The sequence below is a fragment of the Variovorax durovernensis genome (assembly GCF_977011995.1).
In genome coordinates this window covers 1,059,976-1,075,842 of sequence record NZ_CDRNCW010000002.1, presented here as the reverse complement: position 1 = coordinate 1,075,842, position 15,867 = coordinate 1,059,976, and the positions used below count along the sequence as shown (strand labels likewise).

General features: G+C 67.4%; 15 protein-coding genes. 7 read left to right on the top strand and 8 right to left on the bottom strand.

Features of this window, described 5'->3' with window-relative positions:
• The first annotated feature begins 4 nt into the window (after nucleotides 1–4).
• Nucleotides 5–2,617 carry an excinuclease ABC subunit A gene (locus tag ACWV14_RS36870; RefSeq protein ID WP_454908771.1) on the top strand — a complete coding sequence of 871 codons (2,613 nt, stop codon included), beginning with the start codon at nucleotides 5–7 and terminating at the stop codon, nucleotides 2,615–2,617.
• Nucleotides 2,618–2,972: 355 nt separating this feature from the next.
• Entirely contained in the window at nucleotides 2,973–3,383 is a 411-nt protein-coding gene (locus ACWV14_RS36865; protein ID WP_454908770.1) for a hypothetical protein, read from the top strand.
• A 53-nt stretch (nucleotides 3,384–3,436) separates the two neighbouring features.
• Here ACWV14_RS36865 and ACWV14_RS36860 read toward each other — a convergent pair whose 3' ends face one another.
• From ACWV14_RS36860 to ACWV14_RS36845, 4 genes are all read right to left on the bottom strand, one after another.
• Nucleotides 3,437–4,513: an extracellular catalytic domain type 1 short-chain-length polyhydroxyalkanoate depolymerase gene (locus ACWV14_RS36860; RefSeq protein ID WP_454908769.1), complete on the bottom strand. Its 1,077-nt coding sequence runs from the start codon at nucleotides 4,511–4,513 to the stop codon at nucleotides 3,437–3,439.
• A gap of 28 nt (nucleotides 4,514–4,541) precedes the next feature.
• On the bottom strand, nucleotides 4,542–4,967 hold the full coding sequence (locus ACWV14_RS36855; protein ID WP_454908768.1) for a CopG family transcriptional regulator: 426 nt from the start codon (nucleotides 4,965–4,967) through the stop codon (nucleotides 4,542–4,544).
• Nucleotides 4,968–5,127: 160 nt separating this feature from the next.
• Nucleotides 5,128–5,481: a hypothetical protein gene (locus ACWV14_RS36850; protein ID WP_454912880.1), complete on the bottom strand. Its 354-nt coding sequence runs from the start codon at nucleotides 5,479–5,481 to the stop codon at nucleotides 5,128–5,130.
• A gap of 176 nt (nucleotides 5,482–5,657) precedes the next feature.
• A complete protein-coding gene (locus tag ACWV14_RS36845; RefSeq protein ID WP_454908766.1) occupies nucleotides 5,658–6,374 on the bottom strand; it encodes a glycosyltransferase in 717 nt (238 codons plus the stop codon).
• Nucleotides 6,375–6,540: 166 nt separating this feature from the next.
• Here ACWV14_RS36845 and ACWV14_RS36840 point away from each other — a divergent pair, with 166 nt between their 5' ends.
• Entirely contained in the window at nucleotides 6,541–6,930 is a 390-nt protein-coding gene (locus tag ACWV14_RS36840; protein WP_454908765.1) for a hypothetical protein, read from the top strand.
• A gap of 149 nt (nucleotides 6,931–7,079) precedes the next feature.
• Here the strand turns inward: ACWV14_RS36840 and ACWV14_RS36835 are convergent, their stop codons facing one another.
• The 3 genes from ACWV14_RS36835 to ACWV14_RS36825 form a co-directional block, all read right to left on the bottom strand.
• On the bottom strand, nucleotides 7,080–7,403 hold the full coding sequence (locus ACWV14_RS36835) for a hypothetical protein (RefSeq protein ID WP_454908764.1): 324 nt from the start codon (nucleotides 7,401–7,403) through the stop codon (nucleotides 7,080–7,082).
• Between the two features lie 2 nt (nucleotides 7,404–7,405).
• Nucleotides 7,406–7,822 (bottom strand): DUF2934 domain-containing protein, encoded by a 417-nt coding sequence (locus tag ACWV14_RS36830; protein ID WP_454908763.1) that lies wholly within the window; start codon nucleotides 7,820–7,822, stop codon nucleotides 7,406–7,408.
• 191 nt (nucleotides 7,823–8,013) lie between these two features.
• Nucleotides 8,014–9,186, bottom strand: a complete 1,173-nt coding sequence (locus ACWV14_RS36825) for a PAS domain-containing sensor histidine kinase (protein WP_454908762.1) — start codon at nucleotides 9,184–9,186, stop codon at nucleotides 8,014–8,016.
• Nucleotides 9,187–9,311: 125 nt separating this feature from the next.
• Here ACWV14_RS36825 and ACWV14_RS36820 point away from each other — a divergent pair, with 125 nt between their 5' ends.
• Nucleotides 9,312–11,750 carry a catalase gene (locus ACWV14_RS36820; protein WP_454908761.1) on the top strand — a complete coding sequence of 813 codons (2,439 nt, stop codon included), beginning with the start codon at nucleotides 9,312–9,314 and terminating at the stop codon, nucleotides 11,748–11,750.
• Between the two features lie 69 nt (nucleotides 11,751–11,819).
• Here ACWV14_RS36820 and ACWV14_RS36815 read toward each other — a convergent pair whose 3' ends face one another.
• Nucleotides 11,820–14,045: an ATP-binding protein gene (locus ACWV14_RS36815; protein ID WP_454908760.1), complete on the bottom strand. Its 2,226-nt coding sequence runs from the start codon at nucleotides 14,043–14,045 to the stop codon at nucleotides 11,820–11,822.
• A 268-nt stretch (nucleotides 14,046–14,313) separates the two neighbouring features.
• Here ACWV14_RS36815 and ACWV14_RS36810 point away from each other — a divergent pair, with 268 nt between their 5' ends.
• The 3 genes from ACWV14_RS36810 to ACWV14_RS36800 all read left to right on the top strand — a co-directional run bounded on the left by ACWV14_RS36810 (nucleotide 14,314) and on the right by ACWV14_RS36800 (nucleotide 15,836).
• Nucleotides 14,314–14,505 (top strand): CsbD family protein, encoded by a 192-nt coding sequence (locus ACWV14_RS36810; protein ID WP_454908759.1) that lies wholly within the window; start codon nucleotides 14,314–14,316, stop codon nucleotides 14,503–14,505.
• A 72-nt stretch (nucleotides 14,506–14,577) separates the two neighbouring features.
• Nucleotides 14,578–14,826, top strand: a complete 249-nt coding sequence (locus ACWV14_RS36805) for a CsbD family protein (RefSeq protein ID WP_454908758.1) — start codon at nucleotides 14,578–14,580, stop codon at nucleotides 14,824–14,826.
• A gap of 29 nt (nucleotides 14,827–14,855) precedes the next feature.
• Nucleotides 14,856–15,836: a hypothetical protein gene (locus tag ACWV14_RS36800; protein ID WP_454908757.1), complete on the top strand. Its 981-nt coding sequence runs from the start codon at nucleotides 14,856–14,858 to the stop codon at nucleotides 15,834–15,836.
• The last annotated feature ends 31 nt before the right edge of the window (nucleotides 15,837–15,867 follow it).

The window sequence follows — 15,867 nt, the reverse complement described above, 5'->3', positions numbered from 1 at the left end:
TCCCATGCCGGATTCCAAATTTGCCGCTGACCGGTTCGTTCGCGTGCGCGGCGCGCGTGAACACAATCTGCGCAACGTGGACGTCGACATCCCGCGTGACGCGCTGGTGGTCTTCAGCGGCATCTCGGGCTCGGGCAAGTCGTCGCTCGCCTTCGGTACGCTCTATGCCGAAGCGCAGCGGCGCTACTTCGAATCGGTCGCGCCCTATGCGCGCCGGCTGATCGACCAGGTGGGCGTGCCCGCGGTCGATGCCATCGACGGCCTGCCGCCGGCGGTGGCCCTGCAGCAGCAGCGCGGCACGCCGGGCGCCCGCTCGTCGGTGGGCAGCGTCACGACGCTGTCGAGCCTGCTGCGCATGCTCTATTCGCGGGCGGGGGACTACCCCGCGCGGCAGCCCATGCTGTACGCGGAAGATTTTTCCCCGAACACGCCGCAAGGCGCCTGCCCGACCTGCCACGGGCTGGGCCGCGTTTTCGAGGTTACCGAGCAGTCGATGGTGCCCGACGACACGCTCAGCATCCGCGAACGCGCGATCGCCGCCTGGCCGCCAGCATGGCATGGGCAGAACCTGCGCGACATCCTGGTGACGATGGGCATCGACGTCGACAAGCCCTGGCGCGAGTTGCCGAAAAAGACACGCGACTGGATCCTCTTCACCGAGGAGCAGCCCACGGTGCCGGTGTACGCGGGCTTCACGCCTGCCGAGACGCGCGCCGCCCTGCGCAGCAAGATGGAGCCGAGCTACCAGGGCACTTTCATGGGGGCGCGAAAGTATGTACTGCACACCTTCGCGACCACCCACAGCGCATTGATGAAGAACCGCGTCGCGCGCTTCATGGTGGGTGGCGATTGCCCGCAATGCCATGGCAAGCGGCTCAAGCAGGAGGCCTTGTCGGTGCGCTTCGCGGGTTACGACATCGGCGAGATCGCGCGCATGCCGCTGGCCCGTTTCGCGGCTGTGCTGCGGCCCGTGGCACTCGGCGATGCCGCTGGTGCCGCTGCCCCGGGGCCGGCCCGACGTGCTGCGCTTCGCAAGAGCACGGCGGGTGCCGGCAGCCATGCGAGCGCCCCCGACGTGCGGCGCACGCCCAACCAGTCGCAGGAGAAGCGCATCGCCGCCCAGCGCATCGCCCACGAGATGCTCGAGCGCGTGACCACGCTGCTCGAGCTGGGACTGGGCTATCTGTCGCTCGACCGCAGCACGCCGACGCTCTCGCCCGGTGAATTGCAGCGCCTTCGGCTGGCCACGCAGATCCGCTCCAACCTCTTCGGCGTGGTGTACGTGCTCGACGAGCCTTCGGCCGGGCTGCATCCCGCGGACGGAGAGGCGCTGGTGCTCGCACTCGACACGCTCAAGCGATCGGGCAATTCGCTCTTCGTGGTCGAGCACGACCTCGACCTGATGCGGCGCGCCGACTGGCTGGTGGATGTGGGGCCGGGCGCGGGAGAAGAGGGCGGCCTCGTGCTGTACAGCGGGCCGCCCGAGGGCCTTCGCCATGTGGCGCAATCGCACACGGCCCGTTACCTGTTCTCGGAGCAGGCGACGCCCGCGCGGGCGCTGCGGACGCCGAAGGGATGGCTCCAGCTGGAGGGCGTCACGCGCAACAACCTGTCGGGCGTGGCGGCGGCGTTTCCGCTCGGTGTGCTGAGCGCCGTCACCGGCGTGTCGGGCTCGGGCAAATCCAGCCTGGTCAGCCAGGCGCTGGTCGAACTGGTGGCCGCGCATCTGGGCCACGAGCCGCCGCCGGCCGAGGAAGAGCAAGGGGACGAGCCGGCAGTCGCAGGCCACACCGGTGGGCGCATCGTGCAGGGCATGGAGGGTATCCGCAGGCTGGTGCGCGTCGACCAGAAGCCCATCGGCCGCACGCCGCGTTCCAATCTGGCCACCTACACCGGGCTCTTCGACCATGTGCGAAAGCTGTTTGCCGCGACGCGTGCCGCAAAGGCGCGCCGTTTCGACGCCGGGCGGTTTTCGTTCAACGTGGCCAAGGGCCGATGCCCGACCTGCGAGGGCGAGGGGTTCGTCAGCGTCGAACTGCTGTTCATGCCCAGCGTGTACGCGCCTTGCCCGGCCTGCCACGGATCGCGCTTCAACCCGCAGACATTGAGCGTGCGCCTGCGCGAGCGCACCATCGCCGATGTGCTGGCCATGACCGTGGACGAGGCGCACGCCTTCTTCGAAGCCGACGCGGCCATCGAGCGCCCGCTGCAGCTGCTGCGGGCCATCGGCCTGGGCTACCTGCGGCTGGGGCAACCCGCTACGGAACTGTCGGGCGGCGAGGCGCAGCGCATCAAGCTCGCCACCGAACTGCAACGGGCGCAGCGCGGCGACGCGCTCTATGTGCTGGACGAGCCGACCACGGGCTTGCATCCCGCCGACGTCGACAAGCTGACCGCCCAGCTCAACAGCCTCGTGGACGCGGGCAACACCGTGATCGTGATCGAGCACGAGATGCGCCTGGTTGCGGGCTGCGACTGGGTGATCGACATGGGCCCCGGCGCCGGCGGGGAAGGAGGGCGCATCGTCGCCAGCGGTACGCCAGGCGACGTTGCAAAGAGCGCGCAGAGCCGCACCGCGCCCTATCTGGCACGCTGGGCTTCACCTGCTTCCCGCTGAGGGGGCGTGCGACCGTCCCATTCGTCGGCGAAGATGCAGCCAGCCGGGCAACGCGATCAACAGCACCGCGTCGGTCAACGCGGACAAGCCCAATGCAACGCTCGTTGCCTGCGCGGCGGCCAGGGGCGCGATACAGAACATGTCGGGCGACATGGCGCAACTGCTGGCGGACAGGCACATCCGCAGTGAACTGCGCCAAGGCCCTGCGTCTCCTGCCTGCGCACGTGAATGGCGGCGACCTAACTGGCCTGGGGGTGTCGTCCTACCCGGGACGCGGCGCCGGGTTTCTACATTGATTGCACCGGAATCGCACAGTGCGCTCCGCAGATCAATCAACTCCGTGAGGGACATTCCCATGAAAAAACATCTTCTCGTTCTTGCCATCGCTTCTTCCTGCTTCGCCATGACCGCCGCCAACGCGGCCGACGGCATGACCAAGGACCAGTACAAGGTGGCCAAGGAAAAGATCTCGGCCGACTACAAGGTCGCCAAGGCCAAGTGCGACACGCTCAAGGACAACGCCAAGGATGTGTGCATGAAGGAGGCCAAGGGCACTGAAAACGTCGCCAAGGCCCAACTGGAGCAGGACTACAAGCCGAGCGCCAGCCACGCCAAGAAGGTCGCCGAAGAAACCGCCACCATGAACTACGAAGTGGCCAAGGAAAAGTGCGACGACCAGTCCGGCGATGCCAAGAGCGCCTGCGTGAACCAGGCCAAGGCCGATCACGACAAGGCCAAGGCCGACATCAAGGCCATGAAGAGCTGAGTTGCTTCGGCAACACTGAGGTGCCCTCCAGGCGTGAGCCCGGAGGGCATTTTTCATTGCCTGTCCAGCCGCTGGCCGAGGAAGAAGCGCAGCATCTCCCGGCTTGCATCGACGCCGTCGGGCTGCGTGTAGCTGCCTTGCGCACTGCCGCCAGACCAGGCGTGGCCCGCGCCGTGCAGGCGCCAATGCTCCGCGTCGCCGCGACCAGGCGACGCCGGGTAAAGCGTGCGTGTGTAGCGCCTGCCTGCAGGAGATCGACCTTCGTCGACTGCGCCGGCTGTCGCACCCGCCACGATGGCCAGGCCGTTGCTCGCGTGCACCGTGCTGTCGGCATCGCCGTGAAAGACGATGGTGGGCGGCGAGGAAATGTCGGGGCCGGACCTGCTGGCCGCAGGCCCCGAGCGCATCGCGTTCAGCGCGCTCATCATGTCGTGCGCCGCACCTTGTGGCAGACCTGAATGCACGCCGATGGCCGCATAGATGTCCGGGTAGCAATGCCCGAGGATGTCTGCCATGGCACCACCCGCCGACAGGCCGGCGACGTACACGCGCGTACGGTCCGCGTTCTGCTGCGCGACGACGTGCTGCGTGAGCGCGGCCAGCAGGTCCGGCTCGCCGCGTCCGCGCTGCTGGTGGGGTGTCTTGAACCAGTTCCAGCATTTCTGACCGTGCGCGCGTTGCGTCTGATCGGGGTAGACCACGATCGCGCCGCTGTCCCGTGCGTGCTCGTTCATTCGCGTGCCGGCTGCGAAGTCGGCCGCCGATTGCGTGCAGCCGTGCAGCATCAGCACTACGGGGCGCGGCGTGGCGGCTTCACTGGCGGGGCGCTGCGGCACGAAGAGCATGTAGTCGATGCTCCGGCCCTTGTGCGTGAACGAGGCTTGCGTCCATACGTCCGCGTCGCCTTGCTGCTCGCGCGGGGGCGGGGTGTGTGCAGGACCCTCGCGCTCGATCACTCGCGCCTCGACATCGATCACGTCAGCGTCGTCGGTCCCCGCCGCTGGCACTGCAGGTCGCGCGCCCGCTTCCCCGCGCAGCGCGCGCTGGATGGCTTCGGTGGCCTTGGCCAGTTGTCCGGTGCGCGTGAGTTCGGCGGCCTCGCTCATCAGGCCAGAGAAAAGTGGATTCATGGTGTGGGCCCGTGAGGTACCGGTGAGGTCAATGAACACGCCCCGCCAGCGCGGCCTTCACCGCGGGTGGGGCGTGGAATGCGCCGAGCACGGTCAGCGACTCGATGGTCGCGAGGGCCAGTGCGGGGCTCACGTCGGGCGCGATCACGGCCAGGCCGAGCACGCGGATCTGCAGCTTCTCGCCCGCGGCGCGCACGGCCTCGAGATCCGCCGCCGAGAAGTTCTGCAACCCCAGCACCAGCGTCTTTCTCGACACCGCCTGGCGCAGCGCGTCGGCGTGCGACGCCAGGTGGGTGCGGATGGCCGTGCGGATGAAATCCGTGCGGTTTGAGTAGAAGCCCTCGGCCACCAGCAGGTCGATGTGGCCGAGGTCCACGAAGCCCATGTTGATGGTGATCTTCTCGGACTCGGGGGCTTTGGCGAGAGAGAGTTTGGGCGAGGTCGTCGGTGACATGCGTCATCCTATCACCATCCATATGGATGGTCTATGGATGTTTTTTGGATGGTGTGAAGGCGCCCGCTCAATGCCCGCGATCAGTTGCCGAAGCCACAACCACTGACATCTCGCTTCCTCCTGCGTTGAGCGTCACCGCGGGCCGGTCGACCGGCCCGGCTCAGAGCTTCTTCCAGCTACGGCCGTCGACCGTGCGATAGGTACCGCCTGTCGCGCAGCATCCACCGGCACCGAAGGCCCGGCGGCCGAGCGTCGCGGTCAATGCGGTGCCATCGAAAGACAGCGACTGCCGTTCGCAGGCGGTCCAGAACGGATAGGGGTCGGGCTTGAGGACGCTCGTCCAGTGGACCTCGCTGCCCGCGCGGTATTCGACCTGGAAAACCTCGCAGTCATGGACCAGAAAATGCGCGGGCGCTCCTGCGAGGCGGCCTCGGAACACCTGCTCGGCGGGCGCGTCACGCGTGAAGATGGCTTCCGGGCTCAGCGCAGGCGGTGCGGCCGGCTCCGGAGACACGTCGCAGCCTGACAGCGCGCAGGCAGCCAACAAAGCGCAAAGAATTCGGTCACCCAGATGGCTCATGGGCAGCGAGCATGCCATTGTTCGAGTCGGGCCACGTGGGGGAAATGCGGTGACAGGCATGGTCCGAACCCGGTAGACCGGCCCGACCGATGCGTCCGCGACGGGGCCGTTCAGACGGCCGCGGCAGGAGGCGCCAGCAATGGAGCCGTCGTGACCTCCGCGATGCGCTGCGCCACGGCATTCAGCAGTGCGCCGGCGAATCCGCCCGGCGCCCGCGCGTCGATGCGCGCGCTGGTCACCACGCGTGGCCGTGAACTCCACACGACGCGCCGACCCGCCTTGACCAGCGCATCGACCAGCTCCGTGTCTTCGCTGCATGCCAGGTGCCTGAAGCCGCCCACGCTGCGGTAAGCCTCGGCAGACACACCCAGGTTCGCGCCATGCACATGCCGGTGGTCCTCGCGGTCGAAATACGTTTGCTGGAAGTGCGCCTGCAGCAGATCGGCATGGCATCCGTGGGGAGACCAGTCCTGCACGCACACCGTGCCGCAGACCACGTCGGCCTGCAACGACAGCTGACTGGCCAGCCATTCTTCGGAAACCAGGCTGTCCGCGTCGGTGAAGGCCAGCCATCTCGCAGCGCGCGACAGCATGACCTGCGCGCCCACTGCGCGGGCCATGCCCACGTTGCGGGCCCGCACGCTCACGGTCGCTGCACCGGCGTTCGCTGCCAGCACGCCGGTCGCGTCGGTGCAGTCGTCGAGCACCACGATCGTTTCCACCGGCTCGCCCATCAGTGCCGGATGTCGCGCGGCCAGACGCGTGGCCTCCAGGCAATCGCGAATGACCTGCTCTTCGTTGTGCGCCGGGATGACGATGCCGATCATGGTGGGGCCCTCGTGGTGTTGCTGTTCTGGTGGAATCGACGATGTGAGCCCGCAAGGTAGATTCGCGGTCGAGGGTGGCGCGTCAGGCGACAAGCGGCGGCGGTGTAGGCCGCCTTCATGAAGCCTCGCAAGAAGCGCCGAAGCGGCCCACCTACAGGCGTTCCACATGCGCCCCGACACACGGCCCGGCCTGCGAACTGCCCAATGGATGCTCGAGAAGTTTTCGACAGACATGAAGCAGGAGAGCGAAATGCAACGGATGAAGCCCATGAAGGACATGGCCCCCATGAAGCCGCTGGAGCCACCGGACAGCAGCTGGTGGCCCGACGGCTTGTCGAACCCTTCGAGTACAGGGAGCCAGAACGGCGTGAGCTACGCCTTCTTTGCGCAGCAGCGGCGGCTCGTCGTGAAGCAGAACGGCACGGTCAGGCAGTACGACACCGAGCGCCACCGAATCACCGGCGTGAGCCAGCAACAACAGAACGCCGAAGGTGGCGCTCCGACATTCGCCAGCCAGGACGGGCCGGTGAAGCTGTCATCGCTGAAGGAGGTCTGACTTTCCCGTTCAGGATCGACGCCGGCTTCGCATGGCTGTGGCTGTGTCGCAGCGCCGGAAGCGGCCCTGGCCGCGGCGCAGATGCCCGTGCCTGAAGACGCTGTGCAATAGCTGCCGCACCCTGTCTACGCCCGTCGTGTGGCCTGGCATCAGGTCTCGTCGGCGTTGCTGTCGTCCCCTTCGTCCTGTTCGCCCTCGGCGGCAAGCTCGTCGGCGCTTGCCGCGTCGGGGTCGTCGATGGAGGTCGACGCTTCGAAGGCGTCATCGGGAAAGACGCCCACCCGGTCGGGCAGGATGTCCGCGTTGGTGGCTTCCTCGAAGCCGGCCTCGCCGCCTTCGTTGGCCGCGTGGTCGCCCGTGCCCAGGGCATCGCTGCCGCTGTCGCTCGAGTCGCTGGGCCCCAGGCTTTCCTCGTCGGTTCCCTTGGGTTCGAGGGGTGGGCGTTCACCGCCCAGGATGCTGCTCGTCGCCATGGTCACGTTCCTCGGGTCGGGGTGGAGGCATTAGCCTTCCGCTCGACTTCCTGCTCGGCTTGCAGCCAGTCCTGTTCTTCGCTGCCGGCACCGCCGCCTTCGCGTTCACGCCGCTGGTAGGCCTCGTAGGCGGCGCGGCGGATCGCTTCCTCGCGCGAGCCTTCGCCGACACCGGGCTCACGATTGGACGCCGGCGTCAGGTCCTCGGTCAGGCCGAACGCCGCAGAGTCGTCCTGCTTCGTGGCGGCCACGTTCTTGCGCTTGTCCTGCATGCGCTCCGCCGGACCGGGGCCGGACACGTCTTCGCCGGCCGCGGTCTTCTTGCCGGTGAAGCTCTTGCCCGCTCCCATGTTGTCGACGCCGCCGCTGGTGGCGGGGCGGGTTCCGTCTCCTGAACTGCTGACGGGGGTGTCGCTCATGTCTTTCTCCTGTGTGCTGGTGTCGAGAGGTGCCGGCCATGGGCTGTCCAGGGCCGTAAAGGGCTGTGCACGGCCGAAGGTTCGAGCGCACATGGGAGCCGCCGCGTAGGCGCACTTCAGCACTGGCTGTATGAGATTTGAGTCGGTTGAACCGCCGACTGCACGTCCTGCGCAGCCGGGACGCCCGACGGTCAGGCCTTGTCGTCGGGGCGCAGCGGAAGGCGAACGCTGAACTCGCAGCCGTGTCCCTTGCCGTCGCAGCGCACATCCACGAAGCCGCCATGCGCGTGGACCAGATCCCTGACCAGCGACAGCCCGACCCCGAAGCCGCCTTCGGAGTTCTGCGGATTCTCCTGGGTGAACAGCTCGAAGATCACCGGCAGCAGGGACGGATCGATGCCGATGCCGGTGTCTTCCACCCTGATCACCGCATGATCGATTTCGACCGTGCAGCGCAGCCAGATGTTGCCGCCCGGCGGGGTGTACTTGATGGCGTTGTGAAGAAGGTTGAACACGATCTGGTGGACCCGCTGCCGGTCCGCCACGATGGCCACGGGCACGGGCGGCACCAGCACCGAGACCACATGCTGCTTCTTGTTCGCCTCCGAGAGCACGACGGCCGCGATCTTCTCGATCTCCGACCCCAGGTCGAAGCTCGTCTTGCTCAAACTCAGCTTGCCCGCACCGAAGCGCACCACCTCGGCCAGGTCTTTCATCATCCGCTCCAGCAGGACGATCTGGTGATTGACCACGCCTGCCGGGCCGGCCAGTTCATCGGTCACCAGCCCTTTCCTTGCCATGATCTCGGCAGCCATGCCCATCGGCCCGAGGGCGTTGCGCACTTCGTGCACAAGCCGGCCGAAGAACGCGTCGCGGCCCTGGATGGCTTCGTGCGCGCCCTGCAGCCGGTTCTCGGTGGTCTCGATCTGCGCCCGCAAGTTGGTCCGGTCCGCCATCACCTTCACGAACCCGACATGCATTCCCTCCTCCCGCAGCGCGACCATGCTGCCGGTGACCCAGATGCGCGCGCCGTCCTGGCGCAGATGCCAGCGGTCGTCTTCCGAGCGATTCGCGGAAACCGCGACCTGGCGCTCGAGCGCGGGCAGGCCCAGGGCGCGGTCCTCGGCCACGAACAACACATCGATGGGCTGCCCCACGATGTCGCCTTCGGCATAGCCGAAAAGCGCGGCAGCGGCGCCTTGCCAGGCGGTGATCGTGCCGGCCGTGTCGAGTACGACGAACGCGATGTCGGGCGACTGCTGCCAGAGAAGGATCGCGGCCCTTGCCGGGTCGACGGGCGTCGCGGAAGCCCGCGCACCGCTCGCAGAGGTGGTGTGAGGTACTTCCTCGTCGGGCGTGGTCATCGATCCATCGTAGCCACGAAGCGTGCGCACCGCGTCAGCGCGGTTACCGCGCGCCGTGCGGTGGCCTCCTACATGGAGGCTTCAAGTGCACACCCAGCATCGCCGGCTAACTTCACGAGCGAACCATGCCCAAAAAGCCCCCAGTCAAAGCGGCAGCTTCAAGCACAGCCGAAATCCTCGCGGCACGCGCCGCGGCGCGCAACACCGACAGCGGGCCCGCGAGCCCCGCGCCCGTCGCTGCCGGCAAGGGCGACGCGCCCGCGCAGCGAGCGATAGACACGCAGGCGCTGGCGAGCGGCATGAGCGCGAATGTCAACAAGCCGCTCGAGCACGGCGAAGCCAACGCGCAGTCGACGCCGGCGGGCGTGACAGTCGCGCCGCCTTCGCGCCTGCCGGGCGCCAGCACGCTGTCCGAAGTCAATGCGTCGGACAAGACCGGCTCGGTGGCTTCCGAGGCGCTCAATGCGACCATCGGCACGCTCGATCGCGTGCGTGTCGATTCGAGCGGACAGGTGCTCACGACCAACCAGGGCGTGCACATCGCAGACAACCAGAATTCGCTCAAAGCGGGTGCGCGCGGGCCAGTGCTGCTCGAGGACTTCATCCTGCGCGAGAAGCTCACGCACTTCGACCACGAGCGCATTCCCGAGCGCATCGTGCATGCGCGCGGCTCGGGCGCGCACGGCTTCTTCGAGTGCTACGAGCCGCTCACGCAGTACACCAAGGCCGCGCCCTTCAAGGAGACGGGCAAGGTCACGCCGGTGTTCGTGCGCTTCTCGACGGTGGCCGGCGAGCGCGGCTCGAAGGACACCGCGCGCGACGTGCGCGGCTTCGCAGTGAAGTTCTATACCGACGAGGGCAACTGGGACCTGGTCGGCAACAACATGCCGGTCTTCTTCATCCAGGACGCGATGAAGTTTCCCGACCTCGTGCATGCGGTGAAGCCGGAGCCGCACCACCAGATGCCGCAGGCCGCGAGCGCGCACGACACCTTCTGGGACTTCGTCTCGCTGATGCCCGAGTCCACGCACATGCTCATGTGGCAGATGAGCGACCGCGCCATTCCGCGCAGCTACCGCATGATGCAGGGCTTCGGCGTACACACCTTCCGCCTCGTCAACGACGCAGGCGAGAGCGTGCTGGTGAAGTTCCACTGGCAGCCCAAGCTGGGCACGCATTCGCTGGTGTGGGAAGAGGCCGTGAAGATCTCCGGCGCCGATCCCGACTTTCATCGGCGCGACCTGTGGGAGGCCATCGATGCGGGCGAATACCCCGAGTGGGAGCTCGGCTTGCAGATCTTCACCGAGGAGCAGGCCGAAAAATTCAGCTTCGACATCCTGGATGCCACCAAGCTCATCCCCGAAGAGCTCGTGCCGGTGCAGATCGTCGGGCGCCTTGTACTCAACCGGAACCCCGACAACTTCTTCGCGGAGACGGAGCAGGTGGCTTTCTGCACGGCGCATGTCGTCCCCGGCATCGACTTCACGAACGACCCGCTGCTGGCCGGGCGCATCCATTCGTACGTGGACACGCAGATCAGCCGCCTGGGCGGGCCGAATTTCCACGAGCTGCCGATCAATGCGCCGATTGCGCAGGTGCACAACAACCAGCGCGACGGCATGCACCGCCAGGCCATCCATCGCGGACGCGTGGCGTACGAGCCCAACTCGCTGGCCGGCGGCTGCCCGTTCCAGGCCGGCGCGGCACAGGGCTTCATGAGCGTTGCACGGCGCGTCGACGCCAAGGAAAGCGCGGACAAGGTGCGCATCAAGCCCGAGAAGTTCGCGGACCACTACACGCAGGCGAGGCTTTTCTTCGAGAGCCAGACCGAAGTGGAGCAGGCCCACATCGGCAATGCGTTCCGCTTCGAGCTCTCGAAGGTCACGGTGCCCGCCATCCGGGAGCGTGTGGTGGCCAGCCTGCTGAACGCCGCGCCCGAACTGGCGCAGCGCCTGGCCCAGGACCTCGGCATGGAGCTGCCGAAGCCGCTGCCGAAAGCGATTGAAACGCCGGCCACGCCGGAGGTGGAGCAGTCGCCCGCGCTGTCGCTGATGGCCCGGCCCGGCGACGGCGGCATCCGCACGCGCAAGGTCGCTGTGCTGGTGGCCAACGGGGTCGAGAGCGCGTCGCTGCAGAAGGTTGTCACCGCGCTCGTGGCCGAGGGCGCGGTGCCGCGGCTCGTCGGCGCCCGGCTCGGGACCTGCGTCGGCGGCGGCGGCGAAAAGTTCGCCGTCGATGCGACCATGGAGAACTCGCCCGGGTTCCTGTTCGATGCGCTGGTGCTGCCCGACGGCGCGCCGGCCATCGAGTCGCTCGATGCCGATGCCCATACGCTCGAGTTCCTGCGCGACCAGTACTGGCACTGCAAGACCATCCTGGCGCTGGGCGCGTCGAGCGCGCTGCTGGCAGAGGCGCAAATCCCGATGATGCTGCCCGACGGGTCGGCGGACCCGGGGCTGATCCTGGCCGATGCCGCGGGTGCCGACGACGCCATCGCCGCGTTCATCGCGGCCGTGGGCGGCCCGCGCCACTTCGGGCGCGAGAACGACCCGCCACGGGCCTGATCGGCGGAGGGCCTGTTCAGGAAAGTCCGAGATCGGCCGCACGACGGCCGGCAGAGGGGCGCACTGCAGTCATTGCTGCGCGAGCATCTCCTGGACCCGCGCCGCCAAGGCTTCGATCGGGAATGGCTTGGTCATCACGGCCATGCCGCGCTCGAGGTGGCCATTGCCCACCGCCGCGTTCTCGGCATAGCCCGTGACGAACAGGACCTTCAGGTCCGGGCGCGTGCGACGCGCCGCATCGGCCATCTGCCGACCGTTCATGCCCCCTGGCAAGCCCACGTCGCTGATCAGCAGATCGATCCGCACGTCCGACTCGAGGATCTTCAGGCCCGCCACGCTGTCGGCCGCCTCGATCGCGCTGTAGCCGAGTTCCTGGAGCACCTCGGTGACCAGCATCCGGACTGTCGGCTCGTCATCGACCACCAGGACAGTCTCGCCCTGTTCCGAGCGAGGAGGGGGCCGCACCTGTACGCCGTCGTCGTCGATTTCACCCTCGGTATGGTGGCGGGGCAGGTAGATGCACACGGTGGTGCCCTTGCCCACCTCCGAATAGATCCGGACCTGGCCGCCCGACTGCTTGGCGAAGCCGTAGATCATCGACAAGCCCAGCCCGGTGCCCTGCCCCAGGGGCTTGGTCGTGAAGAAGGGCTCTATGGCCCGCTCCCTGACCTCGGGCGTCATCCCGGTGCCGGTGTCGGTCACGCACAGCGACAGATACTGGCCCTCGGGAAGATCATGGGTGCGCGCACCATGCCGATCGAGCCACTTGTTCGCGGTCTCGATGGTGATGCGGCCACCGTCCGGCATCGCGTCGCGTGCATTGATGCAAAGGTTGAGCAGCGCGTTTTCCAGCTGCGACGGATCGACCAGCGCGGGCCACAGTCCCCCGGCGCCCACCACCTCCAGTTCGATGGCAGGGCCGACGGTGCGGCGCACCAGTTCTTCCATGCCGGCGACCAGCCGGTTGATGTTGGTGGGTTTCGGATCGAGCGTCTGCCGGCGCGAGAACGCCAGCAGCCGATGCGTGAGCGCCGCCGCGCGCTTCACGGCGCCCTGCGCCGCGCCCATGTAGCGCTCGATGTCGTTGGGCCGGCCCTGAGCGACACGGATGCCGATCAGCTGCAGCGCGCCGGAGATGCCGGCCAGAAGGTTGTTGAAGTCGTGCGCAATGCCACCGGTCAGCTGGCCGACGGCTTCCATCTTCTGCGCCTGGCGCAGCGCCTCCTCGGCCTGCAGCAGTTCCGAGGTGCGCGCGGTCACCCGTTGTTCCAGCTGATCGTTCAGGTTGCGCAGCATCGCAATCGCGCGATCCCGTTCGGCCTCGACCGCACGGCGCTCCTCGACGTCGATCAACACGCCCGGAAAACTGGCCGGCGTGCCATCTTCGGCATGGTCGACACGGCCGTTGGCCTCGATCCAGTAGTAGCGGCCGTCCCTTCGCTTGACGCGGTACTGGTGCGCATAGGCGCCGCCCCGCGCAATGGCGGCCTCGATCGCTTCCAGCAGGCCGTCGCGATCATCGGGATGCACCGTGGCGACGATCTGCTCCAGTGGAATCCCGCTGCGCCCGAGTGCCGGGTCGATGCCGAAGCTGTTGGCAAATGCTTCGTCGATGGTGAAGCTGTCGGTGGGCAGGTCCCAGAACCACGCCCCGATGATCGCGCCCGCATTGAGCGCCAGCTGGACGCGTTCTGCGTTCACGCGGGCGCGCTCGTGCTCGGACGCCGCGCGTCGTTCGGCCAGGACACGCTCGGTCGTCTCGACGACGATCGCGATCACGCCGAGGACCGCACCTGCTGCATCGAGCGCCGGCGAGTATTCGAGATCGGCCCACAGCACGCGCGGCGTGCCGTCGCGCACGAGCGTGAGCTCCTGGTCCCGATAGGAAAGCGTGCCGCCCTCCCGGTACACCTTCTGCAGGACGTTGGCGTTGAAATCGGCGACCTCGTGCCAGCCCTCGAGCACGTTGCTGCCAAGCAGTGCGGGATGCCGGTTGCCCGCGAACGGGCGGTAGGCGTCGTTGTAGATCATGACGCCGCTGTCGCCCCAGAGTGTCACGATCGGTGTGGGGCTGCGCAGCACGAAGGCGAGAACCGACTTCATCTCGTCGGGCCAACGGTCGATCGCTCCGATCGCGGTGGAGGACCAATCGAAGCGTTCAATGAGGCCGCCGAGTTCTCCGGCATTCCGCAGGAACATGCGGCTCGGAGGGCGGGGCGGCGGCGGGATGTCGTTCATGGGTCCCCGAATATCCCAAATTGGCCGATGGGAGGGTAGGCAGGCAGTGGCATCCATGGAAAATTCAGGTCTCGGCTGACGCACCGCTTGCGCGCTGGCTTACCCCGGGCATTCCCGCGTCGCCCGCAGGCATGGCTCCGACACCCCGGCTGCCTGCCGTCCTACGGCCCCGTAAGGATCACGCCCGGAATCAGGGCAAATGCACTACGTCTTCTAGTGCATCTGTGTGTATTTCGAAGCCCGTTGCGAATCTACGATTTCCCCATTCGCTGCTGATGCGAACGCCTTGGGCAATACCGCCCGGGCAACCTTTGGAGGTCATGAGATGAACAAGGACACGATCGACGGCAATCTCAAGCAGGTCAAGGGATCGGTCAAGGAGGCGCTGGGCAAGGTCACCGGCAACAAGCGTCTTGAAGTCGAGGGTGCGGCCGAGAAATTGGCTGGCAAAGCCCAGGAGGGCGTCGGAAAGACGCAGGACGCGGCAAAGGACGCCGTGGACAAGCTGCGCAAGTAGCAGTCCTTGCGTCGGGCGACGCGCCCGGCGAGCGATACCAATCACCACCAACCCTACAACGAAGGAAAAAGCATGTTTGAAAAAGCTGAAGGAACGATGCAGAACATCGCGGGCCGCGTCCAGGACGCATTCGGCGCCGCCACCGGCGACACCGCGACCCAACTGGAAGGCAAGGCCAGGCAGGTGGCCGGCAAGGCACAGCAGGGCTACGGCGCCGTGCTCGACCAGGTGCGTGAATCGGCGGTGGTCAACCCCGTCGCAACCTTCGCAGTGGTGGCCAGCGTGAGCTTCGTTCTGGGTGCCCTCTGGGCCAAGCGCTGAGACGCGTGCATTCAACGGGAGAGAAGAACATGACAACCACAACTGCAACGGTGCTCCTGCCGCAATCCGCCGAGGTGTATCGGGGGCGTGTCTCCTGGGGCGCGGTCTTCGTCGGCCTGTTCCTTGCGCTGGCGACTTACCTGTTCCTGGGCGTGCTTGGCACGGCCGTGGGCACCGGCTCCATCGATGCGCTGCGCGAGCGCAATCCGCTCGCGGGCTTTGGCATGGGAACCGGCCTGTGGGTCGGCGCTTCCACGCTCATAGCGCTGGCCGTGGGCGCTTTCTTTGCCGGGCGCTCGGCGCCGGGCAAGGGCATCCTGCACGGCGTGCTGTGCTGGGCGGTGACGACGCTGGTCACGGTCTATGCCATCTCGACGCTCGCAGGCGGCGTCATCGGCGCGGCCTCGGGTGTGGCGAGCACCGGCCTGTCGCTCGCCGGCCAGGGCGTGGCGGCCGCCGCGCCCACGCTGGCTTCGGGTGTGAAGGACCAGTTGCAGAAGAGCGGGATCAACTTCGACATGTCGGACGCCCGCGCCCAGCTGGAAACCCTGCTGCGCCAGACCGGCAAACCCGCGCTCGACCCCGACAAGCTGAAGGCCGACGCCCGTGCGGCGGCCAGCGACGGCAAGGCGACCGCCGCCGACGCGGCCACCGCGCCGCAGACTTCGGCGGACGATCTCGCGGCCTTCTTCGAGCGTCTGCGCCAGAAGGCGCAGCCGGGGCTCGATGCGGCGGACAAGGATGCGCTGGTGAACATCATTGCCGCACGCACCGGCAAGAGCCGCGCCGAAGCCGAGCAGGTGGCCGACAACTACGAGCAGACCTTCAACCAGGCGGTGGCGAAGTACAACGCCTTCAAGCAGCAAGCCGAGCAGAAGGCCCGCGAAGCCGGTGATGCCGCGGCCAGGGGCGTGAGCCACGCGGCCTGGGCCGGCGTGATCGTGCTGTTGCTGGGTGCCCTGGTGTCGGGCGGCGCAGGCTTCCTGGGCCGGCGCAGCGCGCGCGACTGACGAGCGAAGAAGCGCAAGCTCCCGCATCGCG

Excerpts from the sequence above, each read along its gene's own strand:
- ACWV14_RS36800 (WP_454908757.1), top strand. The coding sequence starts at position 14,856 with ATGACAACCACAACTGCAACGGTGCTCCTGCCGCAATCCGCCGAGGTG.
- ACWV14_RS36830 (WP_454908763.1), bottom strand. The coding sequence starts at position 7,822 with ATGAGCGACACCCCCGTCAGCAGTTCAGGAGACGGAACCCGCCCCGCC.
- ACWV14_RS36805 (WP_454908758.1), top strand. The coding sequence starts at position 14,578 with ATGTTTGAAAAAGCTGAAGGAACGATGCAGAACATCGCGGGCCGCGTC.
- ACWV14_RS36835 (WP_454908764.1), bottom strand. The coding sequence starts at position 7,403 with ATGGCGACGAGCAGCATCCTGGGCGGTGAACGCCCACCCCTCGAACCC.
- ACWV14_RS36825 (WP_454908762.1), bottom strand. The coding sequence starts at position 9,186 with ATGACCACGCCCGACGAGGAAGTACCTCACACCACCTCTGCGAGCGGT.
- ACWV14_RS36865 (WP_454908770.1), top strand. The coding sequence starts at position 2,973 with ATGAAAAAACATCTTCTCGTTCTTGCCATCGCTTCTTCCTGCTTCGCC.
- ACWV14_RS36860 (WP_454908769.1), bottom strand. The coding sequence starts at position 4,513 with ATGAATCCACTTTTCTCTGGCCTGATGAGCGAGGCCGCCGAACTCACG.
- ACWV14_RS36820 (WP_454908761.1), top strand. The coding sequence starts at position 9,312 with ATGCCCAAAAAGCCCCCAGTCAAAGCGGCAGCTTCAAGCACAGCCGAA.
- ACWV14_RS36815 (WP_454908760.1), bottom strand. The coding sequence starts at position 14,045 with ATGGATGCCACTGCCTGCCTACCCTCCCATCGGCCAATTTGGGATATT.
- ACWV14_RS36855 (WP_454908768.1), bottom strand. The coding sequence starts at position 4,967 with ATGTCACCGACGACCTCGCCCAAACTCTCTCTCGCCAAAGCCCCCGAG.
- ACWV14_RS36845 (WP_454908766.1), bottom strand. The coding sequence starts at position 6,374 with ATGATCGGCATCGTCATCCCGGCGCACAACGAAGAGCAGGTCATTCGC.
- ACWV14_RS36870 (WP_454908771.1), top strand. The coding sequence starts at position 5 with ATGCCGGATTCCAAATTTGCCGCTGACCGGTTCGTTCGCGTGCGCGGC.
- ACWV14_RS36810 (WP_454908759.1), top strand. The coding sequence starts at position 14,314 with ATGAACAAGGACACGATCGACGGCAATCTCAAGCAGGTCAAGGGATCG.
- ACWV14_RS36840 (WP_454908765.1), top strand. The coding sequence starts at position 6,541 with ATGCGCCCCGACACACGGCCCGGCCTGCGAACTGCCCAATGGATGCTC.